This window comes from Secundilactobacillus odoratitofui DSM 19909 = JCM 15043, from assembly GCF_001434895.1.
Taxonomy (GTDB): Bacteria; Bacillota; Bacilli; order Lactobacillales; family Lactobacillaceae; genus Secundilactobacillus; species Secundilactobacillus odoratitofui.
The window spans coordinates 302,272-329,192 of sequence record NZ_AZEE01000027.1; the positions used below are offsets into that span (position 1 = coordinate 302,272).

The following is a 26,921-nucleotide window of genomic DNA, read 5'->3' on the forward strand; positions in this document are numbered from 1 at the left end:
TTTACTTTTTACCAGTACCCCAGCTTTTGTGCTAACTTGGCACGATCAACATCTCGTGTTGATAGGCTTGGGGTTTCTCTTCTCGATTGGGTTGGATCCTTTGGTGAGGTCCAACTGTACTTGCCATTGACGCTACTGCTAAAGCCGTCGTCACTGGTTTCGGCGTACATGATATCCGTCAGATATGGCGTATGGTCAAGGCCCAGTGAATGGCCCAATTCGTGGACCAAGACACTTTCCCAGTAATTGGTGGCAGTTGGTGCCGCAGCTTTTTGCGCAGCAATCAACTTGGTGTATAAGTCATGGCCCTTCGTCAGGTAACTGGCCTTTTCACTAGAACCCGCCTTAGCGCTCTTATAGGCTTGCGCAACGTCTTCGTACTGGTTATACAGGTCCCGAATCTCAGGCGTATCAGCCACGCTGTTGACATAAGATGCGTCCTTTAGCGCCGTTGAACTCAAGTAGAGGTGCGTCCCATCATTGAGACCGTCCCAGTCGTTGGAAGCCTTCGACGAAACCACTAAATCATGCTTGCTGGCAGTCCCGGCAATGAAGACTTTCTTGCCAAGGGCTTTGTTCCAAACGCTCATCGCCTTAGTAACGTAGCTCTTCAAGCCGGCGTTAGAGACATAGACCCGCGTCTGATGATTCGTAAAACTGGTCAATGCGCCCGTCATGTTGTAGTTTTTTCGTAAAATAGCCCGGTACTTGCTATAAAAGGCACTCGATTGCTTAAGCAACGTTGCTGATGGGTCCAAGTCAGTGCTTGAATTGATCAGCTTAGTCAACGCGCTTTGCGACATAATTGGCGTCGTTAAGTAGCCACGCCAAACCCATCCGGCCTTCTTACCATTGGCAGATTGAATATAATAGTAGATTCGCGTTGATTTACCAATCTTCAGCGCCTCGTGACCCTTAGTATAAAACGTGGTATTCGGGTAATTAGAAAGCTTAAAGACTTTCTTACCCAACTTACTGGTATAAGCATACGCACCCTTTGCCTTCGATGCATTGACCTGATAGCTGTGCTTACCCATCGACTTCTTCCATACCACTGACACCTTGGTCTTCGCCTGCGCAGTCGGTGTCGACATCACTGGCTGAGCAATTAACGCTGCACCAAACGACAATGCTGCCACGACGATGATTCCAAGCTTTTTCATACTGATTGGGCCCCCTTAAAAACGCGCGTACCGTATTCGATACCAATTTGTTATAGCATCATTTTAACATAACCGGTACGTTTGTTCGCCCTGAATGCAATAAAGATTAGAGAAACTCAATCTTTAGTTCTTTGTTAACTGCCCGGCCAATTTTTTCCAGCGTTTCAACCGTGATGTTCGTACCGCCATTTTCCCACCTGGCAATCGATGACTGTGGCACTTTGATCATCTCGCCAAGTTGAATCTGCGTCAGTCCCGCCTCCACACGTAGTTTTTGAATTTCCACCGCATACTTGTATCGAATACTACTTTGGTGAAACTTCTTCGCGAACCCCGGCTTCTCAAAAATGTTAGTTTTCTTTCTCAAAATAACGGCTCCTTTGTGATGTAACTAGTTTCGGCAACATGTCATTGGCGACCGCTGCACGTTACCGGCACGCCCGTTTGACAAAATTATTCTACAAAGGAAATCAAATTTCAGAAATCGAACATATGTTCTTGAAATTGAAAATAAACTATGATAACCTATAGATATTCGATTGACGAATTCCAATCGGATGATCCTAAAACATTCCTAATTATGTCCTATGTTAGCCGCTTTCTAAGCGTTTGACAGCCATATGGTCGTCAGTGAACTGTCCCTTCACTGACGACTTTTTTGGCACTTCTTTTATTGTGTTAAATGGTTAACGGCATAGACCTTTTCGCGAATTTTAAGCATATCATTTCTGAAATTAATATAACCTATATGGCCAATCAAACAACATGTCCTCGGTAATTCAACACTCTCAAAATACTGTCGCACCGGCCAATGTAAACTTATCGCGACCATTATCAAGACATAGGTAACGAAGCGTTTCTAGTGCAAAATTCTGTTTTATTCTATAATTGAACCATTCAAACTCAAACGGAGGTTTTACCTATGTGGTGGCATAATTCAACCAACATTTTTGTGCATCCTTACGATATTTGGAATACCTATCTGATTCGCCTCGAAACCATTACCTTCCCATTTGTCATTCTAAGTTGGTTCACCCATATTTGGTGGCTACTGATCATAAGTGGCATCGCGTGGTTTCTTGATTGTTTCTGTACGATTCTCATTATTTGTTTAAATGCGCGGAAAAAGCATCGTCAGTACAACCATTAAAAACGGTTAACGTAAAGGACCACCTCATTAGCAATCATTGCTAGATGAGGTGGTCCTTTCAAAATTTAAGTCAATTAATTCGTAAACGTCTGAGCTAATGCTAATCCTAACCGTTGATTCGTTTGAACCGTTGGGTGTAGGTAGCCGTCGTTCAGTGTTGTCGCGTGGTTTTGATCCGTAATAATACTTGGTGCGAGTTGCTGGAAGTCAACCACCTTCACGTGTTGCTTGTGGTACACCTTCTTGAGGTAATCGCGTTCTTGTTTGAGCGTGAAGCCACGATCATTCGAAAACGTATCACAGTTAACGTTGCTCTTCATCGTGTAGCGTGTTAACGGTAAAATACCAATCACTTTCGCCTTGGGATTCAACTTCTTAAGGTATTTCAGGTAGGTGGTTAATTTACCGCCAATATTGGTTAGACTACCGGAGCCAGATGCTTTCGTATAGTCGTTAGTCCCAATTGCCACATAAATGTAGTTCATCTTTTTCAGTTGCGCCTTATGCTGCAGAATCTGCGTCGATAAGTCCTGACCATGTTCGATTCCTGAATTATAGGTGATGTAGCGATGACCGACAATTTTAGCATCCGGAATCGCATAGTTGTGCAGACGCTTATGATTCATGTGGACATACTGGCCGAACCAATCAAAGTAACTGTTGCCATGGTTAAGTCTGACACCATCCCAACCAGCCGGAATACTATCGCCTAATACCGCAATTTTACCAGTATATGCTGCGGGCAATTGGTACTTAGGGTGGAACTGTGATGAATAAATAGCTTGCAGATCACACGTCTCAATCCAAAATGACTTCTGTCCGGTAATACTAGTCACGTGATAAAACCGGGTCTTCTTGCCGTTCACTTTAATATCAGCCAGTTGATCCCGATACCAAGCGGCTTTATGATTTGCTTTCGTCAAGGTTACTTTACTGGTTAAGTTCTGATTCTTGTACGCGACCGCGCGAGTCTTCAGCGCATATGCGTGTGGTTGAGCCGTCTGAGTGCTCACCACTTTAACCGTTTGCTTCGTCTTTGCTTGTCCAATCACAGGTACCATGCCAACAACTCCAACTGCTAAACTCAATGCGACCACAAACTGCCAAATCCGACGTTGCTTAAAAATTTTAATCCACTCCCCTACTTTGAACATACTTTGATAATAGTAACATATGTTGTACGTAGTAGGTAGCGGCGCCTTACTAACTTAATTTTTGAGCCAATCGTTCAAACTCACCATGTTGATGCTTAAGCTTTTGCTCAATCAACCTTCGATGTTGATGAAATACAGCTTGAACCGTTTCATAATTCTCCATCAATCGTAGTTTAAGTTCCTGGTCATAAGATTGAAGAATTTGATTATTTTCAATTGCGGAAAGCGTCCCATACCCCATACTTAACAGGGCAGCGGTTTGACGCAATGATAAACCAAGCTCAATTCGATTCGCTTTCACCTCCGCCGCAGTTAAAAAGCCACATATTTCACGGAATAATTGAAAATCGATCTGAGTATTGTAGTCCGGATTATCGAGTGGCTCAAGGTATTCATCAACTTCATTCAAATCAATTACTACGGGCAACCAATTACGATGATGTGCTAAAAATGTTACGCCATTGATAGTGACTTTCTCTACAGTTTCAATCACGTTAAATTGTTCTTCTTGATTCGCAAAGTGATCGAAATAAGTCGTTTGCCCAATTAATTTAGTCATTTGAGAGCCTCCCATTATTTAAAACGATAGTGATACCAAGTATCAGTAATGATCCATTTTTAAATCGGCTTAAATTCTTTCAGTCATGCTTGATAAAGGGTGTGAAAAATCAGTTTTTTGTTTCTATATAGAAACAAAAGCTTAACATGGTTAACCATCTTTCACAATGAATTAACTACATTCGCTTCTTTGAGTAGTATGATTAGTAACCTCCAGAACAACGGTTTAATCATAACTACGAATTAGGCGACCATAAAAGCTCACAAAAAGAGGCCATTAAATTGGCCCTCTTTTGTAAAGATACAATGTTTCTGGACTATTTAAAATGGTTAAAAGACCGTCTTGGTAATTCCTTTGAACAATTCACGGCATTAGATATGCTATGAAGTCCCTAGTGATTTGGGTGAAGCTGATTCAAAGTCAACAACTGGTTTGGGTAGTTCAACAAGTATAAATAGGTTTGCATATTCGAAATGGTGTGCCCGTGGAGGTTATCACATAAAAACTGGTGATATACTAATAATGTATGGCATCCAATGCTGAAATTTAAATCAATCGGAAGGTGTATGGGTCAGTTACAACGGTGAAGCTCTTCCTTCTGGAAAGATTATTCACACTTTGGATCACGTGGAGCACGCTGATCAAGTTTGAGAAAAAAGGTTTTCTTCAACACTATGCACGACATAATTCTCAGTACCAAATTACATCTCATTTGATTCAATACAATCAGTACACCATTTTAAATTTAAAGCTCATCATTATATCTGGCATTATATCAATCCACATAACCTAGTTAAGGACTTTTCTGGATCATACAACCTAAGGACTTATACAGAATAAATAAATATTGAGGTGATAATTTTGTTAAACAGATTGGTAAACAAGTATGCCTTAATATATCTATTTCAGATATTTTTATTTGTACTTCAACTATCTGCAGGATTAAATTGGTTTATTAATCTATTTGTTCAATACTTCGGGCTAATGGGGATGGGAAACCACCCTATAACCTTCATTGTTTTTGCCTGGTTAAGTTTTATCTTTTCTATTTGTATGGTATTGCAGGCATGCGTTTTATTATTATTTGTTAAGCGTAATATTCCCATCATGATTTGGGTATTTTCGATAGTTGTCAGCATATTGTACTTAATTATCGATTTCTTCTTTACAGATTTAATTGCCGGATATGACACTTTACTCTTTATATTCAGCAATATTGGTGTTGTTTGGATCAGCTTACTTAAACATCAACTTACTAACTGATTTATATGAGATATATTTAGAAAGCTTATTATTTTTTCCGATCTTTGGGCTAATTTTTTAAAGAGTCCTCGAATATGTTAGATTCATTAAAGGTGAGAAAATGAAAAAAATAAAAGCAGTACTGATAATTGTATTAATTTGTTTACTAGGGCTCAGTCTACGTTGGTTACCATTTTCCAATAAAAATGCAATTAGATTTAATTTGCTAATGCACGGTCAAGTAATTGGCTCAGTTTTTTGTGAGCCGACTATTAAAAGCGCAAACGAATCATTGTCGTTACCAAAAAAGGGCGCCAAAATTTATTCTATTGGAAAGTACAATTATATGGACTACGATTTGGCATCAAATATCACAGATTACGAAGCGTATACTTTTAAAGGAAAAATCATTGCAAAACCATTGGCGGAATACATGCCTTAATAATTCGGACAATCGTTTCAATGATTAATTAATGAAGGTGCATTAGTATCAATAGTAGACGTTTCAAGGACCTCGTGTCTTGAAACGTTTTTTTTAATGATACAGGTAATAATCATTATTAGAATCTAAGTTTAACAGAATTACTTCATTAGCATCTACCCAAAGGTTGGTTACATTCTCTACCTAGACAATATGTAAACTACTATCCCTTCGATTCCATTTGTACCAAAACGGCTTAACAAGGACTAAGTTCAAACTGAAAAACAGCAAAATGATCATAATAAATCTATGCGCTTCACATTACCCTTCCCCCAATGTACATATTTATTCAGCAAACACCGAATATTTCGTACAGTATTTTAATCAAAAATTACCGGACTTGTGTGTATTCATTAAAATCTATTGACGTAAATTCAAAAAAAGTTTCATCAATTTGATAAGTCTATTACAACAATAATTGGAGCACGTTAGTTTGCATATAAAGCCCGTAAACATTGGGGAGTGCTTAACCAATGGGCTTTGTAAGCCATAGCAGGTGTGCTATCCTAACTACGTATAATCCTGCAAAGGATGCCGAGATTAGAGGAGAATTAACAAATAAAAAATTTGCTTCTCGGACACGAAGGCCCATCATAATTGAATAAACTATTTGATGTATGCGTGGAACGACCCTGTTTTTAAGGGAACGCGTCTTAGAACAATTGGGAAGGTAGGACCATATCACACGAAGAATGAATAACAGTTTAATCAAAAAAATTTCTAGGAATAATTTATTCCGTGTCACACTTTTGGTTATCTTTGCAGTTTCCTTATTAAGCAGCTGTAAGTTTAAAAAAATAAATAACGATGCTAATCAAAGTGGCATCGGTGCAATGCAAGGAATGGTTTTTGATAAAAAAGTCCTAACCAGAGTTGTCCCACAACAAACATCTTTTTTGGGTCCTTCAAACTATCATAGAGGGTATCCTGTGATGAATGGCAAGCAGTATTCCAAGTACGTTGAGACAGGCGGTGATGGGAGCATTGTAGAAACCATCGGGAAAAATGAAACAGTTCAAACGCTTGATTTAAACAACTATTCTAGATTGTTAGCGCAGACAAATACGGAGAAAATCTTTAGTCCTTTTTGGTATTCAGGAAAATGGATTAAGTCTGATTACCGCTTAAGATACATTTTAGTAGTTAACATTAAGGATGTTCACCGGAAACTTGCAGTCTCAAAAAATATGTATCAGCAGGCTAAATTAGGTGATTATATCAATGTCTTTAAAACTAAATTTAAAATTATTCAAGAAAAGTAAAGGCCTATAAATGAAAACACAAAGAAAGTTTGACATCATCACCGTAGTACTCAGTCTAGTAACTGGGCTATTATTGTATATCAAAATAGTTGATTACTACCAACTGTCTAACCTATGGGTGAATCATTCGGATGCCCGATTACATCATTTTATTTTGATGTTATGGTTGTTGGTAGCTGGTTTAATTCTAAGTATCTTACTATGGTTCTATTTTCGCAGTAAAGATGCAGGTACCAAACCATGGATTGGTTTTGGTATCTTATTAGTGACTTTATTCGGCAGCTTTTACCAGTATACACATGCACCAAACTATCAAAGCTATCATGAAACGCCCTATCCAATAAGTGCGACAGCGGTTGAAAAGCGTGTTAATTCAAAATCTTATGATCTATACAATGATGGTCCTATTTACTTCTATCGGAAGAATGATCATTCATATCCAAAGGTACGTAAACTTATTCGTCAGTATTCTTTGGCGCAACAAAATGACTTAGATTGTATTGATATGGCTACATTGAAAAAGTCATTAGGTCAAAAAAGGTATGCCGTAGTGATTAAAAATGCAAAAATAAGCTCTAGAAGCGCCATCTTCTTAAAGTATTCGAACGAAGACGGTGGAATCAGTCGAATCACATTTAACAACCTTCAGAAGTCCCATAACTTAAATTTTGCATTGAATTTTATTGATAACCATTGAGTTTTTATGGTGAAAGTAGAAATGCGGTGGTGATAAACGGATTAAGATATATGTTTTATATGAGGTATTACAATGTTGGAAAAAATGAAATTATTTTTGATTTCGATAATTACTTTGATTACTCTCGCGGGTTATTTCTTTATCTGTACACCACTTGGCGGCGCATATTCGTATGTCTTTTCATATGATTTGAACGGTTTCCCACACTCACTCAGTTATCGTTTTACCGTGAAATATAAAACTCAAGATAAAATCATGTATAAATTAAATAAACCATTCAGCGATATGGGAAATTATGTATCAGAGTTCGAGGGGGAACGAAAAGGCATTGTTTGGAGTGTCGGACCATACTATAACCCTGAGGATTTACCTTAAACTATTGGAATTTTTTCAGATATTGTCATCCCAGTATTAATCTGTGGTTTGAAATTGCTTATTAATTGTGCCGACATCTCATTAGTTAAATATTGAAAAAAACAGGATTGACTTTAAAATTCAATCCTGCTTTTTGAATACTTTAAAAATCAAAACCGACCCATTAACTAACTCTGTCAACGTAATAGTTATTTCCCCTATTAATAAATTATAAGCAATCAACACAGCAGTTCGAATAAATACTAACCTTAGCAGTAATACCCGAAAAATCAAATTTACAAAAATAATTTCTAACACAAATTTTCACCCAATTAAAAAAAGAGGGCCTTTAAATTGGCCTTCCTTTGATATGACTTTATAAAAGTGAATTATTTATTTGGCAGTGTAGTAAGCTGTCACATTAACTTGAACGTTGCTTCCCGTTGTAGTCGTATTACCCTGTGTACTCGTTAAAGTGTAAACTGTTTTATCAGCAGCAACTAACGTTTCAAGTTGAGCATCTTTGATAATATTTGTAACATCTTCGCTACTTACAGCAGTGCCTGGTGTAACTTGGAAAGCAGCCTTTTGACCAGAGGCAGTCAACGTTTTGGCATCAGCATCTCTCAATGTAATTGCCTGACCTGAGGTTGTTTCAACGTTAACATTAATCGACTGCGTCAAATTAGTCGAAGTCCCCTTCTTAACATAGAAGGTAACCGTATCACCACTCTTAGCAGTCGTAGCACTCAATGAAGCGGAACTGTTGCTATCAGTGTTGTAAGCTGAGTAGCCGGTTGGGATACCCTTGATGATAGCTGAGAAGTTAGTCCCAGTCGTTAAGTTAGTTGAAGTATCTGAAGTGCTAAATGGCACTGAGATTGAGCCAACGCTCTTGTTGGTCGAGTAATCAACGTAGCTAACCTTGACACTGTTTGTCTTAGCTGCAGTTAAACCGCCGGCGTAGATCCAGCCAGTAACTTTGGCGTTGTTGTCATCAGTAACCTTGTAATACAGTGAGCCTTCACGAGTCTTAGTGGCAGCTTCGCTAACAGTGAATGTGTCACCGTCTTTGTAGTCTGACATGTCAACTTTAGAAGCCTTGTATTGGGTGTATTGTGGGTTGTTCCACAACGTGTTCTTCTTAACGTTGGTAATGGTGTAACCCGTTAATTGATCTGGTAATTTAGCATCCGTTGTGGTCTTAGCAGAAGCAATCCCACCGCCAAAGACGCTGGTTGACTTACCGCCGTAGATCCAGCCACGGTACTTGCCATCAAATGAAACAACCTTGTAGTAAACTGAACCACGGTTAGTTGTAGCAACTTGGTAAGCACGGAAGTAGTTCTTTGACGACTTTGAGTTAGCTAAGGTTGACATGGTTGACTTAGAAGCAACCAACTTAGCACCCTTCAAAGTACCGGCCTTTGTATAAAGGGCGTTCGTCCCGTTAGCCTTAACGTTACGTGATTCTGGTGCAGTCGTTAACGTTGAGTTTGTTGCAACTTTTGCGTAGGTCTTTGCGCTTGCAGTGGTTGAAGCAAAGCTGCTAGCTGCCAAAACAGACACAGCTGCTAAACCAAAGTAAAGTGACTTCTTTAAACTTGATTTCATTTATCTTACACTCCTTTTTACTGGCCGTAGCCTCCTGCTAACCCCTAGATTAGCTTAATCATATTCTAACACTTCACTCCGTCAATCGACAGAATGACATCGAATCTTAAAGATTGTTATAGAATTGTTCGATTGTGGGACGGTTTAGGGATGATGGTGGAAATACTCGTCGGTTTAAGTGATGTAACGCTTGTCGGTAAGCTTGAATATCCAGAGTACTCTCTGGCGGCATTGCCGAAACGTGATAAAAAAAGCAGCACCCGGCCGTATAACGACACCAACCCCAGTGGCCAAGTTCAGGTCACTGGGGTTGGTGTCGTTATACGGCCGGGTGCTAAACGCTTTTTTTATCACTCTACCACGCCTAACATCACCGGCAAATTATGCGGGTCAATTAGACTAACATTCAACGGTTTTTGTAACCGATGAATCAGTTTGATTTCAGTCTCATAATCAGCAACGAGGTACTGCTGCTGGGTCATCTCGGCTGCCCAATCGTTTAATTTATCTGAAGCTGCAACGTCTGCGGTTACCAGCGCAACTGGCATCCCTTTCGTCATTGAAACTAACTCGCGGTAATCGGCGTTTTCTAATGGGCCCACTAAGACGCCCTTTGAGTTAAAATCGTTAGCCAGCCACCACTTAGTGAAGGCATCGATTGAGTCAAAAGTGGCGACTTGCATGCCAACCGGACTTAGTAATTCAATCTGAGACAATGAATCCTGTTCGTAATGAACGGTCAAGACACCTAAACCGTTTTGGCGGTAATACTCATCACGGTCCTTGGTGCCGTCTGCGTTGTAGAACCGGTTAGCGGCTAGTTGCCCTGACGTGGTTAACGTGCTCGATTCAGAAATCTCGTCACCCTTGAAATAATCGATGGTTGAAATTCGGTCACCCAAATCATAGTAGTGAACCTTCAACGTCCACTCGCCGTCTGGTAAGGTCAGGGTTCGTTCAGTGTGGCTCTCATTCCATGTATCACTGGTAACTTCTTCTGGTAACTGGAACTTAGCGCCTAATTCACCCTGGTGTTGCAAGTTATACAGTGGATTGTGCACCGTCACAACGCCACCATCGACAGCGAGTTCAGTCGTCCACTTAGCAATTTGTTCATTCAGGTTCAGGGTGAATTGGCTCGTATACAGGCCAACTCGGTTCACGCCGCGTTGAACTAGCAATGAGACGACTCGCTTCATTAAAGCCACCTGTTGGTCGCTGAGCTGATCCATGTCCAAAATGATCTCAGTATCCGTATCCAACATGAGGCCCTTCACTGGCACCGGCACACCCAGCCAATCATGGATGTCTTGGTTGATCTCAGTAAGTTGGGCCTGTTGCTCGTCCTGGCGATTTTCAGCGCCTGCAAGGTCGTGCTGAAGACTGGCCAGTTGATCAGACAGTTCGTCTAAACGATGTGACTTTTCCTCGTCGGCAGTCGCAATTTTAACCATCACGTCTTCCAGCTCATCGTTGATATCACTCACGGTCTTTTGATCCGTGGTCAACGTATCCCGAACACTTTGAAGTTGGTCTTTAAGTCCTTGGCGTTTAGATTCAACCTGAGCGATCACCTGCGCGTTCTTAAGCCGTTCATCCTTATTATCATCAATAGTCTGGCGATATTGATCTGCCAAAGCAACAATCGCTGCTGGATCCTTCTCAGCTTCAAACTTAGCCGAAATACTATCTTCATCTTCCGTTAACTTCTGTTGACGCTGATTCAACACTGTCAACTCGTGGCTGAGCTCATTCACGTTAGCCACAAGGCCCTTAGCGGTTTCTTGATTAGCGGCAATTTTATCATTGAGCGTCTTCTGTTGCGCAACCAGCTTGGCAGAAGCACTTTGAACAGCATCTTCAAGCTGGTCTTGGATGCCAGACATTTCTTGACTCGCCTCATCAATTTGAGTTTGGGTCGTCTTAATCTTTTCAGCCGCCTGGTCCAGTCGTTCCTGCACCGTATCTTGTTGTTCAAACAACAGATCTTGCAAGGCTTCACGACTGTCGTTATATTGTTGTGCGACCGCCGCTAACTTTTGCTTGGCAATGGTAGCCGACTCAATCGGTGAATTGGTGTTAACAGCTGTTTCTTCGTTCGCCGTGGCCGTAGTTGACTGTGGTGTTGCAGCCGGCCGCACGCGGTCGTTGTTTTCAGTTGCTTGACGCTTGACGCGTTCTGCCTCAGTTAAAGCAGGTTGTGACGCCGCTGTCGTATCTGATTGTTCTGATTTTCCTCGAAACATATCACGAAGTCCCATGATGTTCCTCCTTGCCGCATCCGGTCATAATCGATTTAATAGATAGTTATATTTTACCATTAAGCGACCCGAATGGCGTCATTTGGAAAAAGAAAACCCATTCAGCTGCAACAGATTGTAGCTAGTCGACCTTTGACCATACCTTACCGTTGTTTTGAAATCACGCCAATCAACAGCAATGCAACGATGCTCATCCCAATCCCACCGATTGGTGTCATGGCCAAACCAACGTGACTTACCAACTGACCACCGACCGATGATCCAATCACAATACCAATGTTAAATGCGGAGATATTGAGCGACGACGCTAACTGCAAGTCTTCAGGCAGACGTTGTTCGGCAATTTGCAGTGTATACAGTTGTAACCCTGGTACGTTCATGAAGGCTAATAAGCCCATTGCCAGCACTAAAATGAACCCGACAATCTGGGTCATCATCCCAAACAGCAGTAAAATCATCACACCACCTAAGGCAGCGAACATGATGGCCAACGCCCGTAATGGTGCTTCGTTGGCAAGCCGACCACCAGCTAGATTACCAATTGCGACCATCAGACCATAACCAATGAGCAGTAACACAATGGTATTCGCCGACCACCCGTTATGCTTTAAGATGGTGGTTAGATAAGTGTAAACTGGAAAACTCGCACCGTAACCCACCGCGGTCAGTACCAGGCTCAACATCAGTGCCGGCTGTTTCAAGATGCGCAACATGCCACCACGCTTGCCAACGGCTGGTTTCGGTAACTTAGCTGGCACCAAGAACTGGTTAGCGACCAACGCAATCAACCCAATAATGGCAATCACAAAAAATGACATCCGCCAACTGGCATATTGACCAATAAAGGTCCCCAGTGGCACACCCGTCACCGTCGCAACTGTCAGGCCGGTAAACATGGCTGCAATTGCCGAAGCCCGTCGATTAGCTGGTACCACGCTGGCAGCAATCACCGTGGCAACTGACATGAATAAGCCGTGCGCAAATGCCGCTACGACTCGGCCAACCAATAGCAGGCCAAAAGTGGGTGCAATCCCCGTCAACACATTGCCTAACACAAAGGTGATCATCACCGCTAACAAGAGGTGCTTGCGCTCAAACCGGCCAGTCAAAGCCGTCAGTACCGGCGCACCAACCATGACGCCCGCCGCATACACCGAAACGGTTAAGCCAGCGGTGCTTAAACTTACGTGAAAGGCCTGGATAATCAGTGGCATGACCCCAACGCTAATAAATTCTGTAGAGCCAATCGCAAAGGCACTCAGCGCTAAGGCGAGTAACGTCCAGTTGGCTGTTGCTGTTTGTCGTTGTTCATTTAACATGTATCAATTCCTCCTCGAATACCGGTTGTCTTGTCTTATCTTCAGACACAACCCTAAACTTGTTTTCCCGACAAGGAATGATTATACTAGTACCATCTTTAATAACAATTACGCACTAAAAAGTGCTATACCAACCTTTTAGTACCTATCAAGGAGATCTCATGTCCAAAACTTATAACATTGGCGTTGAAGCCACGATGGAAGTAATCGGCGGTAAGTGGAAAGCAATCATTCTCTGTCACTTGCGGAATCACACGATGCGAACGAGTGAGTTACGCCGAGCTATTCCCCAAATTACCCAGAAAATGCTGACACAGCAGTTGCGCGAGTTGGAAGCGGACGGCATCGTTGACCGCCACGTCTACGACCAAGTGCCCCCTAAAGTTGAGTACTGCCTGACCGAAACTGGCCAAAGCCTCAACCGCATTTTGAACCAACTCTGCACCTGGGGTGAAGCGGCGATTGACCGTCGTCGCGAGGCTGGTGAAGCCATCGAACTGATTCACCGCGATGAAGTTTTATAATGATTAACTAAAACAGCGAGTACTATCCCGAATGGACGGTACTCGCTGTTTTTGCGTACTAAAAATCAGGCATAAACTACCCTTACCATGTTATACTGATGAAGTATTACTTACTAAGCGGTTTGGGAAACCGCCTATTACTGGGAGGATGTTAAAATGACACATCATTTTACGGCAAAACTGGCAATCGCTGGGCTACTGACAGTGGGAATCTTAGGGGCAACCACGAGTCAAGCCAGTGCCAAAACGAAAGTGCGTTACTATCAAGATATCAAGAACGCTAGCTACACGGTGACAAATTCAAAAGCCACCGTGTATACGAGTGCCACCCTGAAGCATAAAAAGGGTACCCTTAAATCTTATGGGAGTAAGGTCACGGGTTACTACGCCGCTCATATCTCCAAGAACGGTAAGGCCACTGTCTACTACAAATTCAAAGTTGGCAAAAAGACTGGCTGGGTCTGGCGCGGCTATCTCAAGAAAGCAGCCACCCTGCCAAATATCTTCAATAGTTCTGAAAAAGCACAAATCACCAGTTACCAAAAGACGGCTAAGTCAATTGGTAACAGTACTTCTGGTATGTACGCCAGCAAGCCCGTCTACAAAAATAAGTTTGCGGTTGGTAAACTCAGCAGTACCTACATCAATAAAACACTGGCAGCCATTAACCTCGCCCGTGGCTTCTACGGTCTACCTAACGTCACCGCACCAGATTCATGGAACGCTTCAGCTCAATATGGTGCTGCAACTCTGGCGGCTGCTAACCAAGGCTTGTCTCATGGCTTAGATGGCCTGACCCAACCAAGCTTTGTGAGTGACGCAGCTTGGTCTAAAGGGGCTGCAGCTACTAGCCAAAGTAACATCGCGCAAGGTTACTCCGGCGCATTTAACACCATCAGTGGCTACCTCAATGATAGTGGTAACACAATGCCCGGTCACCGACTCTGGATCCTGGGTGGCATCACCCAAGTTGGTGTCGGCCAAGCCGGCGAATACAATGACCTCAAAGTGTTTGATATCGATTCCGGTTTAGGCCACGCTACGAAGACCGTTGCTTATCCAAACAGTGGACTTTTCCCTGCTGAATGGTCAGTTGGGACTTTCTGGTCATTAGCAGTCCCAAGTCGCTACGATGCTTCGAAGGTTAGCATCAAAGTGACGGATGCCACAACGAAACAAAACGTGCCCGTCGCAGCAGTGCAATCCGACGATGGCTATGGCCTCTTCGACACTGAAATCTCGTACCTACCAAAAGCTTCAATGATCAAGGCTAACCACGCCTACACCATTTCAGTTTCTAACTTTGCTGGTGTACCGGCTGGTTATAGCTACACCACTAAACTCTTCAAGATTGGTTCTGTGACGAACTAACCTAATTGATAAAAAAGGACCTACCTCATTTTTGAGATAGGTCCTTTTAAAATGCAAAAAAAATGAAATTAGTCGCCACGTTCTACAGACAAGATGTCATAGTAGTTGTGTCCGCCGACACTGTAGCGTGCCCAACTAGCAGTCGTATAATCGGCGTCACCTGAAGCAAACTTCTGCGTCCAAGTCTTGCTGATCTTGGCTGCGGTTTGCTTGATGGTTAAACGATAGTAACGACTGGAAACCTTCTTTTCAGTTAACCCGTAAATTGGTTTCTTGTAATACAGGTAAGCCGTGTTGCCCTTAATCTTAAAGGTTGAGACCTTCACAGAAGCAGTTGGCTTGATTCGGTTAATAAACGCTGGTGCGTAGGATGTGTTACTGCCATTTGGCAGATCAAACAAGTTCGTTGACTGATCAGGATCCTGGATCTTGTAATGCTTCAGCCGGGCTGCACTATAATACTCCACGTAGCCGTCTAACGTAACATGGAACATTGGCTTGTAGTCGTTGGTTGAATCATTAGTGAAGCCAGTACCACTCTGTAACAAGTGGGTCCGAACGCCCATCTTCAACTTGTAGACTTTGTAATCACTCGCCTTAAAGCTGATTGGCTTGCCGGTTTCGTAAATGCCCTTTTCGCTGTTGTAATGCAAATCACCACGACTCAAATTGATGGAATATTTAATGGAACCACTGCTGGTTCGCTCAGAGCCAACGCCATCCGTCCGCAAAATAGTGCCTTTTGGCGTAATGATCTTGTGACCCTTCTTACCATTGACGTAAGTGTACTGCCCCGTATACATTGCCCGAGTGGTCTTCACGTAGTCGGCTTTTTCAATTGCCGCAATTGAAGCAGCGTGCGCCGTAGTATTAACGCTGGCCAACCCAAGTAAACCAAAGGTAGCCCCTAACGCAACGGTAACGAGTTGCTTAGTTAGTCTGGTTGTCATAATGGTTCCTCCCCTAGATAACGACATTAGTTTTATATCAGTTTTGATTTTACACTTGATTGGTTGCGTTGGGGGTTGATTTGTGAGATTTAAGTGAGTCTTAAGGATTACCTTAAAATTCATACTCGGTGTTGCACTTCACTTTTAAATCAGGTAGGTAGGAGGTATGGCGGATATAACAGTTTTTTCTTGACCTTGATGCCATACTAAGGTGTAATATATCTAGATCATAAAAGCGCATTCTCAGACAAAAATACCGTAAGGACATTAATATTGAAATGGACAAACTCCAATTAACTGATAAACAGGCACACACACTCATCCACTGTTTGAAAAATGTGCTTGATACTCACTCAAAAACACTGTCAAATGGTGATCGTGGTAAATTCACATTAGAATCAACAAGAGTTGAAAATGTTCCACAATATTTTCAAGTGGATTATATGTATGATGTTGATGATATCCATATCAATCTTATGGATCTTAAAACCCATCATACTCTCATTCGTATCAATTTAGACACGAAGTTCCACAATAATTCTGATGGTAAGGTTCGCGGTCATCGTGTAGAAGTTTTCTCCGTAGCAGAATTTGAAGCTAAGCACGATTCGTTTACTCATATTAAAGCCTACCCTTTTCCATATGATGGTCTTAATGATACTAATGATTTTCTTGAGGCCATGCAAGAGTTGCTTGACTATACCAATGTTCATAAGCAAAATAGAATAAATATTGTTATTGCCTCTGATTTAGATATATAAATGAAAGGAGTGTTTGCATAATGGATAACCTTGTCGATCAAATTGATAGCATCGCACAGGACTGGCTACGGTTTATTAAAGAAAGTCATGAATTTAGAATTGCAAGTGACAATAGGATCCGTGTAAACACGCCATTTACTGATCCATTTGGAGATGAAATCTCACTCATGATTTCTCTAACGGATAAACAATATACAGTTTCTGATCAAGGATATACTTTGTGGAATTTAAAAGTTAACGGCTTAGATTTGTCAGACAAACGTTCACAACGCTATCGAAATCTGATGTCGATTTTAGACAAAACCAACACTTCTCTATCCAAATCTGACGTCATTCAAACAACCGGTTCAAAATCTGATATTCCACAAATGATTAATGATTTAACTCAGACACTAATTCAAGTATCTGACCTAATCTATCTAAGCAGAAACAATACCAAAAGTGTTTTTCTAGAAGATGTCAGATCATACTTCGAAACTCAGAAAGATACGTACAGCACCTTAAGGGGTATGTCCATGCGTGGACAAAGTCAACTAAAGTACAATATCGATTACATTTTCAACCTCACCGTTACTGATAGAAAATTTGTCAACGTCTATAACGCCCTTTCAAGATCATTGGTTGAGCAACTTATTGGCATTTGGGCAGACACCATTCAATATCGGAAGGCTAACGACCAAGAGAAAGTACCACTCAGTATCATCGTTCCAAATGTTAGCGATAAAGAAGAAAGATTTGTAAGTAGCCTTTCAAAACACAATATTGACGTCGTGCCTTTTGATGACAAAGAACAGGTGAATGACAAGTTAGCAATTCGTTAAGTAATTAGAAGGAACGATATCATCAAGTAACGTTGATATCGTTTCGTTTTTTAGTAAAAGGTATGTTGAAATTATTGAACAATAGCAGTGATTCTTTTCGGAGGGCACTTAGAATCGAGGATTAAGCGTGACGTTAGTCATGGCTAGTCGTCGATTTTTTCTGCATTTTTTAACACATCATTTAAAAATATCAAAAACCGGCCTACATAATACGCAGACCGCCGCTACTTACTTCTTCAATAAATAAGTGTGTTTAATTTTATGCGTTACGGGGTTGATGTTGTATGTCACTAACGCCGCCTTGCCATGATACTTAGTTCGTTTGAGCGTCAACGGCATTTCACCGTGGGCTTGTCCAAACCGATAGTAGCCCTGCTTCGATTTACTCAACACTCCCAAACGATTATTACGATTCTTCGACTTCATGGAAATTTTCCAAGCACCACCCAGATTTTTCCCATATCGATAGCAATACTGCGTCAACGTATATTTAGTTAACACAAACTTGTTCGTGTAATGGTCCTGTGCCTTGGCACTCACCCACGATCCTCTTAAAGCTGTTGGAACAGCTTTAAGATATCTTGATTTGGCTGAAGCCTGCTGAGTTGTGACTGTTAATCCAGTCACTGCGACAATCATCACCAGTGTTCCCATAAAAAATCGCTTAATATGCTTCATCATCTATTCCCCTTTACCTGCCTGATTGAATCGAACGTAAGTGCTTTGGCACCTTATACTGATGCTTGGTCTTGAAATGTGTAAACACATAAAAACCGTCTTCAACGAGAATCGGATGGTACTTACCATTGATTTTCATCTTGCCATAGCGATAGGTACTAAAGGCAGCACTGATATCTTTATTATGAAATACCCATAGATGGGTCTTCTTGTTATCAAGCGTTGCCACAAACTTTGATTTCGGAATATATTCGTGTGCATGATACTCGGCACTATTATTCCGATAATTCATCGTGTGGGCCGTCAACTTAATCTTGGTGTAACCCATATCTGAATGATAGTTGTACCATGTGCCGCGCATACTACGTGGCGAGGTATGGTAATCTTTGGCCGAAGCACGAATATTCGTCTGGTCAGCCATCAGCCCAAGGCTAAAGCCACAGGCAAGCAACAACAGTACTGCATTACTTTTCTTCCCTAGTTGAAACATCGAAATCCCCCTACAGATTTATTTGATGTTGAGACAACTTATTATAGCATTAATTGTGACAGAAAAAGCGACGTCTAAATTAAGACGTCGCACTTTTCTGTGTTTAAAAAATACTGGTATTCGGCAATTTCCTAAGTTGAACATATACTTTACTAATTTGTGTTTGAAGGGCCATCAATTACCTTCTTCAAATCCATGACATTAATTAATCCTCACCGTAGTCATATCCTAACAGCTTAAGCTGATCATAGAGTTTATGAATCTTTAAATCAATCCCATCCATTTCCTGCTTCAAATCTAAAACATGGTTACCAACCTTTTCATGTGCGGCTTTAACTTTTTCAAGATGGTCAAGTGATTCCACATAGCGTTTTTCTACCTCGTACACTTCTAACTGCAACGATTGATTTTCTTGGTCCTTTTGCAACTCAATCTTTTTCTCATTTAAACGGTCCTTATAATAATCTACGTTAGATTGTGTCGTTTCAACAGTTTCACGCACAAGTGCAAAAAGATCATACTTTACACTATTTTCCTCACGTAATTTCTCAATCTGTTCTAAGTACGGCTTCCACTCCGGCTTCTCTTCATAAACATCCAACAACCGTGGTTCCATGCTATCAATCTGTGCCTGCAGATTAGCAATCTGATTCTTCAAGACAGTAACTTCAGCACTATCACTATTAGGCTGTGTCTGATTCAATCGCGCTTCTAACTGCTCAATGCGCGCAAGTAATTTCGCCACGTCACTGTTCTGGTTAGCAGCAGGTGTTACCTTTTTAACCACACCGAAGTGGATAACCTTAGCCTTATACCCCTTCTTCGTCACAGTGAGTCGATAATGCCAGTTTGCCTTAACTGGCTGCTTCAACTCGAATTTGAACTTGCCTGACTTAGCAACTTTACCAGTGCCAAAAGTCTTCGCATAACGCGTCACTTTGACCTTAGCGCCGGCAGTTGCTGTACCTGTGATATACCGATCACCTCTATGAACTGCGGCGACCTTTAAATTGAGTTGCTGCTTAGTTTTCGTAGCAGCGCTAACTTGTGTAGAGGTACTGGAGATCGCAAAAATGGAAGTTGCGAGTAAAACGACGTAACGACTGTTCATTAAAATGAACCCCTCTCAATATATAATAATAGCTTTCAGAATATACAAAATATGTATAAACCATCTAAAAGGATAGCAAGAATAATTAACTTACACAACCATTAACTGGCGAAATGATTAACTATTTGTGCTTTAACACTTTCACTGTCACCACCCAGTCACCTCATTGGGCGACAGTAACTTCATCAGTTATCCTTCTTTTAAACAGTATTGATTAGTGTTACGTAACTAAGTGCCCCTTACTCAATTTACTGGACAATAAAAAACACCTCTCAATATCGAGAAGTGTTTCTGTCACTTTGACTGTAATCATTTACTATAAAACTTATTAAACGACTTGTAGTTGTAAGCAGCCTTTAAATCCGAAACAATACTATCGACACCTTTTTGATCAGTAATTTCCTTACCAGACTTCAGGGTAGTTTTGTACAGTGCGAAGTAATCACTTAAATACTCACTAGCGTAGAACGAGCCATCCTTAGTATAGTACGATGGATGTAGGGTCATTTGCTTGCCCAACTTAATGTGAGCCAACCGCCAATCGTTAACATGCTTTAATCCATGAACGTTAGTGTTTGAAACGCTCTTCCTCAATTCTTTAGGAATCACGTAGCCACCGCTGACCTTAACAGTCTTAACTTTAGGTGAAGACTTCTTCGTGAAATATCCTGAATAGACATAACCTGAAACAGTCCCGTGTGAGTTGATCACGTACCGATACTTCACTAGCTTACCGTTCTTGGCTTTAACAATGGCAGCTTTATCTGAAGTAAACACGTTGGACTTCCTGGAAACGTCATAAGTGGTCAAATACTCGCTTGTATAAACCCGAATCCCTTTATTCTTCTTAGATGAGATTCGATGATACGTTGTGTACTTATAACTCTGCAAACTCTTCAACGTTGGTACTGAATGATCTGGCACATACTTACTTGCAGATGCAGTTGTTGTTGAAGATACCCCCACGATACCCGCAGCCACAATTGCATATGCGGTAAACTTTAATCCTTTAATCATAAAATAATCCCCTTTATTTATAGATTAGGTTAATTTTATCATTTGATTGGAAGCGTGTACAGGGCCTTTGACAGTTCAACTAATTTAATTCAAAAATCAATTTTGATAAAATTAATAAAAATACAAAAAGCCCATCCAAAAGGATGGGCTTCAGCTCTACTAAAAGTAAAGCACTAGTAATTCACGATAACTAATTAACTGACCAAATTGGACGAATTACTTAGTTGAAAATTACTTTATCAGAACTGAACTTAGTTAATTAATATTAACCTAAGTAGTCAGTGTTTGCTGATTCTTGTGCTGGAGTAGTAGCAGGTGCATCTGTAGTAGTAGTCTTAGTGAATACTAATTGGATAGCATCGCCGTACTTAGCAGAAGCGTTGAGAGTTTGAGTTGCTTTATCGTTGTAGGTGTAGTAAGTGTAAACAGTCTTACCAGCTGCATCAGTTGAAGTTGCAGTTGCGTAGTACTTAGTAGTACCAAATGCATCCTTCAAAGCTGCGTAACCATCAAAGGTCTTAGTAGCAACGCCAGTGAATGCCTTTTGTTGAGTGGCAGTCAATGCAGGAGCATTCTTCAAATCAGAAGCGTTTAAAGTTTCTTTGAAGTTGTTTGAGTCAACTTGTACAAGAGAAACCTTTGAAGTAGCAGTCTTAGCTACAGTTGCGTAGCCAGTACCACCGTAAACAGCACCTGAAAGGTATGTTGAATCAGCAGTTACAGTGTAACCTTCTGGAGCGTTAGCAGCAGCAAATTGAGCCAAAGTTTGACCTGCAGTGTTCTTGTCAGTTGAGGCTACAGTTTGGCCTTCTTTAGTAGAAGTACCTTTTGCAGCGATAAACTTAGCTGATGCAGTAGAAACGATGTTCTTGTTTGCATCACGGTAAGCAACAGTTACACTGTTAGCAGTAGTAGCTTCTGGTTCAGCGTTAGTTTGAGTTAAGTTAGAAGCCTTTACCCAAGCGCCGTTGATATCAGTGTTTGATGACTTGATTTGGTACCAAGTTTCGCCTTCACGTGAAGTAGTCTTTGCAGCACTAACAGTGAAAGTTACGTTCTTGTAAGCATCAGTAGAAGTGATAACTTTGTTAGCAGCGGTCTTAGCACGGCCAATCTTGTATTGAGCGTATGCTGGTTCCTTGTAAAGAAGGTCGTTCTTAGTAGTAGAAGTTGAACCTGCCTTTAATTGGAAAGTAGCGTCAGTCTTAGGTGCAGTAGCATCCTTGGTAGTGTCGTATGAAGCAATACCACCAGCAAAGGCAGTCTTGTCCTTACCACCGTAGATCCATCCACGGTATGAACCGTCGAATGAAACAACCTTGTAGTAAACTGAACCGCGGTTAGTAGTAGCAACACGGTATGCACGGAAGTTAGCAGTACCGTTGGTTGACTTAGCTAACTTAGCAGCAGTAGTAGTTGAAGCAACAACCTTAGCACCCTTTAAAGTACCGGCTTTAGTGTATAAAGCGTTTGAACCATTAAGAGTAACGTTACGAGTTGATGCGGTAGTGGTCAAGGTTGCGTTTGATGTAACCTTGGCGTAGGTCTTAGCTGAAGCAGTAGTTGAGGCTGCGCCGGCAGCGGCAACGAATGATACGGCAGCTAAACCAAGATAAAGAGATTTCTTTAAACTTGCTTGCATGTGTAATTCCTCCAAACATATATTTATGTAACTCATCAAGCATAAACAGTATACACAATATCGATTCAAATGTTAAGTAATTTAATTACAAAACCCTCTTACCAAATACTGTGTATCGAGCTCCTAACTCTGTAAAGCAGTATAACGTAGGATTTTTTAGTATTCAAGGAAACCGCTCTAATTGTTGTTGACTTGCAATAATTTCACAAGTTTGAAATATATTGAAATAATGGGCTAAGCCCGTTATAACGTGGTAATGAACGGGTTACAACGTCTCATATATGTCAGATTTTGTAATAAAAGCACCGTTTAAAATTGAAGTTTTCAATCTCTAATTTACTACTTTCGTGGTTCAAATTTGGCTCATCATTGTTAATAAAACTGATTAAGATTTATTTTGATTTCCCCAAAATTTTTTTGAATCTTAAGGGAACGTTTACCTTGTTTTCCGGTTCTATACCATTACGCCACAAAAATACCAGCGCATCAAACTGACCGCTGGTATCTCAATCTCGATTAATTTAAACCAATTCTGCCGCATTTTTCAGCAACTGGCCCAACCGGTGCATGCCATCGGCAATCTGCTCCGGTGTTAGGCCCGTGAAGTTCAGTCGCATGCCGTTAGTGTGATCCTTGTAGGCGTAAAAGTTCTTTGATGGTACGTACGCGATGTGCTGGTTAGGGGTTGCTTCATTATAGAGTAAGTCAGTGGTGTTAATCGCCTCATCCACGGTCACCCAGGTGAAGAAGCCACCCTCTGGCTTGGTGGCCGTTGCACTGTCCGGTAATTCCCGTTCAATCGCCTCAATCATCGCTTGCTGTCGAATTCGATATTCTTGATTCAGTTTAGCAATGTGTTCGTCTAAGCTATTGTTAGCTAGAAATTGATTGATAGCCGAAGCAGTGAGGTTCGGTACTTCAAGATCTGCAGCTTCCTTTAACTTGTAAAGTTGGTCGATGATTTCAGTTGAAGCAACCAACCACCCCGTTCGCAGCGTGGGCATCAACACCTTTGAAAAACTTGATAGGAAGATAACGCGTCCCTCGGTGTCAAAGTGTTTGATGCTTGGCAATGACTCGCCAGTATAGCGTAAGTCCCGGTATGGTGTATCTTCCAATATAATGAAGTTATACTGGTTCGCCAGCTCCACTAGTCGTTGACGTTTAGCCAGCGACATCGTCACGCCACCTGGATTATGGAAGTCGGCAACGGTGTATAGCAATTTAATTTCAGGATGGGCCTTAAGCGTGTCTTCCAATTGATCAACGTTCAGGCCATCTGACTGTAGCTCAACTTCAAAGTAAGTTGGTTCATACATATCAAACGCCGAAAGTGCGCCGACGTAGGTTGGGGCTTCCACTACCATGGCGTCACCCTTATTCAGTAGCGCCTTAGCGACCAAATCAATGCCCTGTTGGCCACCAGCCGTGAGCATTACGTTTTCGGCTGTCACGTTTTCAATCTGCATCCGCGACATTGCCCGTTCAGCTAACCGTTCTCTCAGCTCAACCGGACCAGCAACGGTGTGGTACTGAAACGTGTGGTCACCCTCCTGTGCCATTGCGTCGAGGTACGCTTGTTTCATGGCCGCCGTTGGAAACAACGGTTCAGCTGGCGCACCAGCGGTGAACTTAATGGCATCATCATAATCCATCACTGGGAATAGACCCGCGAGACGTGATGGGACCTCTGGCTGAACACGTGTTGCAAACAGTTTATTATCCATATCGCTATACCTCAACTTTTCTTTTGCTCTATGGTATACTTCTTATTAGTTTTAGTATATATCAACTTATTCACGTTTAGATGAAAATTATTCATTTGATCTAAATTGTATTATAAGGCTGATTTAAAAAAGCGGTGTTATCTTAATGACACACTTGAACGTCCTGTAAAGCTAGGTAAAGCCTGGCTTGCACGGGTGTTTTTACTGACAAAATATAACTTTTATTTCTATATTAATTATCGGCCAGGAGGTCCTGCATCATTATTCCCTTTGCTTACCAAGTTTTTAGCACCGTCATCCAAGAAGGCACCTTTCAAAAGGCCGCCCTTAAACTCAATGTCACGCCCAGTGCGGTAAGTCACTCGATTACGCAACTCGAAAGTGAACTCGGCTTTCCCATCTTTCTGCGTTCACGCTCTGGCGCTGAGTTAACGCCGAATGGTCGGACGATTCTCCCCATCATTCAAGAAATTTTGAACAGCCAAGCTCGACTCGAACAAGAAGCCGCCAATATTAACGGGTTAAACGCCGGATCAATTCGAATCGGGGCTTTCTCATCGGTTTGCATTAACTGGCTACCACCCATCATCCAGACGTTTAAGAAACAATACCCTGACATCGACATCACGGTGAGCCAGACTGGCTTCAACGAAATTGTTCAAGAAGTTAAGACGGGGACGTTGGATGTGGGTTTCGTAGTTTTACCGGTTGCCGAAAATCTCATGGTCGATACGCTGATTAAAGATGAAATTTACTGCGTGGCGCCACAGGGCTTCGTACCGAAAAACCAAAAATCAGTCACACTGGACGATATGGTCGATCAAGATTTCATTTTGCAACCCGGTGACTACGACCGCGATACCAAGGCTGCACTGGATTACTACGGCATTCAGCCTAACTTAATTCACTTCTCCATCGATGATCAATCAATTATTGCCATGGTCGAAGCTGGTTTGGGGCTGGGTATCTTACCAGAACTGGCGCTTCAGAAAATCACTGGTAACGTGGTCGTCTATCCCTTTGAGCACTCATTCTACCGTTCAATCGGCTTGGCAACTTCTGCCGTACAGGCCAAGACCCCTTCGACGCAACGCATGATTGCGTCGATTAAGGACTTTGTGCGTGCTCAGTATCCTGAAGCAATTTTGGTGCGTGGGTAATCACTCAACATTTGTTCTCAATTCGTAACATGCATCTCGACCACTTACTCGTATAATAGTCATATAATTATCGCATTAAGGGGGAGATTGCCCGTGGACTGGACAATTTTTAAATTTTTGATTGTCGTCGGTGTTGTGTTCGTCGTATGTACCTTTTTCTTCTTCATTAAGAAGGCAACGAAGTGGGAAACTGGCACGTTCGCGGTACTAGCCTTCGCTGCATTCGGTATCGCTGCACTTCAGGTGGCATTGAGAGTCCTTCAAAAAATCATGAGTTAATAAATTTGACCCAATCATTGACGATTGTTACCGCCAATGATTGGGTCTCTTTTACGCCGAAAAATCGGTTTGATTGGTGAAGTGGTTGGTTAACCGCTCCATGGCAACTTCGTGAATCAGTTTAAAGTCATTGAGACTCACAACCGCAAACTTACCATGGCCATTCTCGTTTAAGAAAACGGGTTGCGCATCCTTCACTTTCGCTAGTAGATGATCAGCACTCACCTCACTCGTTTCCATACTGCTCCGCTTATCAGCGATTAAGTAACGATACCGATCAAGTTCAATATCTATAAACGTGGCCACTTCGTCTGGCTGACCCTTGGGCAACGTTTCGTCTACTCGCGGAAACGCCCGCAAGTTAATCAGACGCTCAATGAGACAGCGGCCAATGTATTCTCGACTCTGTTCAATCACTTCGAACAGTGAATCGCCGGTAACTTCAGCATCGAATGCTGGAATATAAGCCATGTATGGCATTTTTTCAAGTTCATCGTAGCGAATCAGACTGGCATACGTTAATTGATTCGGCATCGCTTCTGTCGTTGGTAGCATATATATTCCCCCTAAACACGATTTGATAACTATTCATAGCTACGTCGCGTTGAGGGATTCAGTTTTAAAGTTGGCATCAAAAAAGCACCTTACCATCCCTGGTAAGGCGCTGCTATGTTGGTGAAACTTCGGAATCTTCAGCTGCAAGTGCTGAGTCTTCTCTGGTTCGTCATGACCGAGAAAAGTGCCACCTATTCGGTAATGATGCCGATCAGTTGTCTTCAGATGCACCGGCAACCCATGTGCATGGTAAACGTATGTATCACTTCTGTGGCACCAACCAATCAAGTTGCCTTAATGAGTTGAACCACCGTCACTTAACATGACTCATAGTCATCTATGTGCTTCGCCCGCTAACTTTTCCTAAACTGACGTCCAGAAATCATCTGCAGACCAGAGATACTTACATTGCCGATCTTGACCGTCTGAATGGTTGTCATGTCTTTCTCCAATCTTGACGCCCTTGGGCTTGATGAAAATGTTTTAATACAGAACGGCTTGACGAATCGCACCGCCCTAAAATGTTTGGGGACTACAACTAGGATATTAATTTTGGGGAAAATATCCCAGCTCGCAATA

At 41.8% G+C, this 26,921-nt stretch carries 26 protein-coding genes; 11 read left to right on the forward strand and 15 right to left on the reverse strand.

The features are described from left to right. Nucleotides 1-8: 8 nt before the first annotated feature. Together FD04_RS03705 and FD04_RS03710 are read right to left on the reverse strand one after the other, a co-directional pair. Complete coding sequence (locus FD04_RS03705; protein ID WP_054699269.1) at nt 9-1,163, reverse strand: M57 family metalloprotease; 1,155 nt, start codon at nt 1,161-1,163, stop codon at nt 9-11. Nucleotides 1,164-1,269: 106 nt separating this feature from the next. Then, the gene (locus FD04_RS03710) at nt 1,270-1,530 is read right to left on the reverse strand and encodes a helix-turn-helix domain-containing protein (RefSeq protein ID WP_056947117.1); all 261 of its coding nucleotides are present in this window, start codon (nt 1,528-1,530) and stop codon (nt 1,270-1,272) included. A gap of 555 nt (nt 1,531-2,085) precedes the next feature. On the opposite strand from FD04_RS03710, the gene FD04_RS12430 reads away from it, so the two are divergent. Next, nucleotides 2,086-2,313, forward strand: coding sequence for a hypothetical protein (locus tag FD04_RS12430; RefSeq protein ID WP_156660394.1), 228 nt, complete (start codon nt 2,086-2,088; stop codon nt 2,311-2,313). Nucleotides 2,314-2,387: 74 nt separating this feature from the next. On the opposite strand, the gene FD04_RS03715 is transcribed toward FD04_RS12430, so the two are convergent. Together FD04_RS03715 and FD04_RS03720 are read right to left on the reverse strand one after the other, a co-directional pair. Further along, complete coding sequence (locus FD04_RS03715) at nt 2,388-3,467, reverse strand: SGNH/GDSL hydrolase family protein (protein ID WP_082603108.1); 1,080 nt, start codon at nt 3,465-3,467, stop codon at nt 2,388-2,390. 49 nt (nt 3,468-3,516) lie between these two features. Beyond that, nucleotides 3,517-4,026, reverse strand: a complete 510-nt coding sequence (locus FD04_RS03720; protein ID WP_054699264.1) for a helix-turn-helix domain-containing protein — start codon at nt 4,024-4,026, stop codon at nt 3,517-3,519. 1,363 nt (nt 4,027-5,389) lie between these two features. On the opposite strand from FD04_RS03720, the gene FD04_RS03730 reads away from it, so the two are divergent. From FD04_RS03730 to FD04_RS03745, 4 genes are all read left to right on the forward strand, one after another. Continuing rightward, nucleotides 5,390-5,710: a hypothetical protein gene (locus FD04_RS03730; protein WP_056947125.1), complete on the forward strand. Its 321-nt coding sequence runs from the start codon at nt 5,390-5,392 to the stop codon at nt 5,708-5,710. Between the two features lie 731 nt (nt 5,711-6,441). Continuing rightward, the gene (locus FD04_RS03735; RefSeq protein ID WP_056947128.1) at nt 6,442-7,011 is read left to right on the forward strand and encodes a hypothetical protein; all 570 of its coding nucleotides are present in this window, start codon (nt 6,442-6,444) and stop codon (nt 7,009-7,011) included. A gap of 10 nt (nt 7,012-7,021) precedes the next feature. Next, on the forward strand, nt 7,022-7,708 hold the full coding sequence (locus tag FD04_RS03740; protein ID WP_056947131.1) for a hypothetical protein: 687 nt from the start codon (nt 7,022-7,024) through the stop codon (nt 7,706-7,708). A gap of 72 nt (nt 7,709-7,780) precedes the next feature. Beyond that, nucleotides 7,781-8,083: a hypothetical protein gene (locus FD04_RS03745; protein ID WP_054699257.1), complete on the forward strand. Its 303-nt coding sequence runs from the start codon at nt 7,781-7,783 to the stop codon at nt 8,081-8,083. Nucleotides 8,084-8,455: 372 nt separating this feature from the next. Here the strand turns inward: FD04_RS03745 and FD04_RS03750 are convergent, their stop codons facing one another. From FD04_RS03750 to FD04_RS03760, 3 genes are all read right to left on the reverse strand, one after another. Continuing rightward, a complete protein-coding gene (locus tag FD04_RS03750; protein WP_054699254.1) occupies nt 8,456-9,676 on the reverse strand; it encodes a hypothetical protein in 1,221 nt (406 codons plus the stop codon). A 350-nt stretch (nt 9,677-10,026) separates the two neighbouring features. Next, on the reverse strand, nt 10,027-11,937 hold the full coding sequence (locus FD04_RS03755; protein WP_054699252.1) for a coiled-coil domain-containing protein: 1,911 nt from the start codon (nt 11,935-11,937) through the stop codon (nt 10,027-10,029). Nucleotides 11,938-12,080: 143 nt separating this feature from the next. After that, nucleotides 12,081-13,256: an MFS transporter gene (locus FD04_RS03760; protein ID WP_056947135.1), complete on the reverse strand. Its 1,176-nt coding sequence runs from the start codon at nt 13,254-13,256 to the stop codon at nt 12,081-12,083. 161 nt (nt 13,257-13,417) lie between these two features. On the opposite strand from FD04_RS03760, the gene FD04_RS03765 reads away from it, so the two are divergent. Beyond that, entirely contained in the window at nt 13,418-13,780 is a 363-nt protein-coding gene (locus FD04_RS03765) for a winged helix-turn-helix transcriptional regulator (protein ID WP_056947138.1), read from the forward strand. A 156-nt stretch (nt 13,781-13,936) separates the two neighbouring features. After that, nucleotides 13,937-15,151, forward strand: coding sequence for a CAP domain-containing protein (locus FD04_RS03770; protein ID WP_056947142.1), 1,215 nt, complete (start codon nt 13,937-13,939; stop codon nt 15,149-15,151). A gap of 68 nt (nt 15,152-15,219) precedes the next feature. Here the strand turns inward: FD04_RS03770 and FD04_RS03775 are convergent, their stop codons facing one another. After that, nucleotides 15,220-16,101, reverse strand: coding sequence for a hypothetical protein (locus FD04_RS03775; RefSeq protein WP_054699245.1), 882 nt, complete (start codon nt 16,099-16,101; stop codon nt 15,220-15,222). Nucleotides 16,102-16,379: 278 nt separating this feature from the next. On the opposite strand from FD04_RS03775, the gene FD04_RS03780 reads away from it, so the two are divergent. Together FD04_RS03780 and FD04_RS03785 are read left to right on the forward strand one after the other, a co-directional pair. Then, nucleotides 16,380-16,862 (forward strand): DUF6978 family protein, encoded by a 483-nt coding sequence (locus FD04_RS03780; RefSeq protein ID WP_054699243.1) that lies wholly within the window; start codon nt 16,380-16,382, stop codon nt 16,860-16,862. 20 nt (nt 16,863-16,882) lie between these two features. After that, the gene (locus FD04_RS03785) at nt 16,883-17,683 is read left to right on the forward strand and encodes a DUF1828 domain-containing protein (RefSeq protein WP_054699241.1); all 801 of its coding nucleotides are present in this window, start codon (nt 16,883-16,885) and stop codon (nt 17,681-17,683) included. Between the two features lie 228 nt (nt 17,684-17,911). Here the strand turns inward: FD04_RS03785 and FD04_RS03790 are convergent, their stop codons facing one another. The 6 genes from FD04_RS03790 to FD04_RS03815 all read right to left on the reverse strand — a co-directional run bounded on the left by FD04_RS03790 (nt 17,912) and on the right by FD04_RS03815 (nt 24,348). Beyond that, nucleotides 17,912-18,361, reverse strand: coding sequence for a hypothetical protein (locus tag FD04_RS03790; protein ID WP_054699239.1), 450 nt, complete (start codon nt 18,359-18,361; stop codon nt 17,912-17,914). Nucleotides 18,362-18,374: 13 nt separating this feature from the next. Then, on the reverse strand, nt 18,375-18,851 hold the full coding sequence (locus FD04_RS03795) for a hypothetical protein (protein WP_054699237.1): 477 nt from the start codon (nt 18,849-18,851) through the stop codon (nt 18,375-18,377). A gap of 205 nt (nt 18,852-19,056) precedes the next feature. Next, nucleotides 19,057-19,962 (reverse strand): Ig-like domain-containing protein, encoded by a 906-nt coding sequence (locus FD04_RS03800; protein ID WP_054699235.1) that lies wholly within the window; start codon nt 19,960-19,962, stop codon nt 19,057-19,059. Nucleotides 19,963-20,271: 309 nt separating this feature from the next. Beyond that, nucleotides 20,272-20,979, reverse strand: a complete 708-nt coding sequence (locus FD04_RS03805; RefSeq protein WP_054699233.1) for a hypothetical protein — start codon at nt 20,977-20,979, stop codon at nt 20,272-20,274. A gap of 265 nt (nt 20,980-21,244) precedes the next feature. Then, on the reverse strand, nt 21,245-22,621 hold the full coding sequence (locus tag FD04_RS03810) for a hypothetical protein (RefSeq protein WP_054699231.1): 1,377 nt from the start codon (nt 22,619-22,621) through the stop codon (nt 21,245-21,247). Nucleotides 22,622-23,142: 521 nt separating this feature from the next. Continuing rightward, nucleotides 23,143-24,348 (reverse strand): aminotransferase-like domain-containing protein, encoded by a 1,206-nt coding sequence (locus FD04_RS03815; RefSeq protein WP_054699229.1) that lies wholly within the window; start codon nt 24,346-24,348, stop codon nt 23,143-23,145. Between the two features lie 260 nt (nt 24,349-24,608). Between FD04_RS03815 and FD04_RS03820 the strand changes: the two genes are divergently transcribed. Then, nucleotides 24,609-25,508, forward strand: a complete 900-nt coding sequence (locus tag FD04_RS03820) for a LysR family transcriptional regulator (RefSeq protein WP_054699227.1) — start codon at nt 24,609-24,611, stop codon at nt 25,506-25,508. 93 nt (nt 25,509-25,601) lie between these two features. Continuing rightward, on the forward strand, nt 25,602-25,787 hold the full coding sequence (locus tag FD04_RS03825) for a hypothetical protein (RefSeq protein ID WP_056947144.1): 186 nt from the start codon (nt 25,602-25,604) through the stop codon (nt 25,785-25,787). Between the two features lie 51 nt (nt 25,788-25,838). On the opposite strand, the gene FD04_RS03830 is transcribed toward FD04_RS03825, so the two are convergent. Further along, nucleotides 25,839-26,342, reverse strand: a complete 504-nt coding sequence (locus FD04_RS03830; protein WP_056947147.1) for a hypothetical protein — start codon at nt 26,340-26,342, stop codon at nt 25,839-25,841. Nucleotides 26,343-26,921 lie beyond the last annotated feature (579 nt).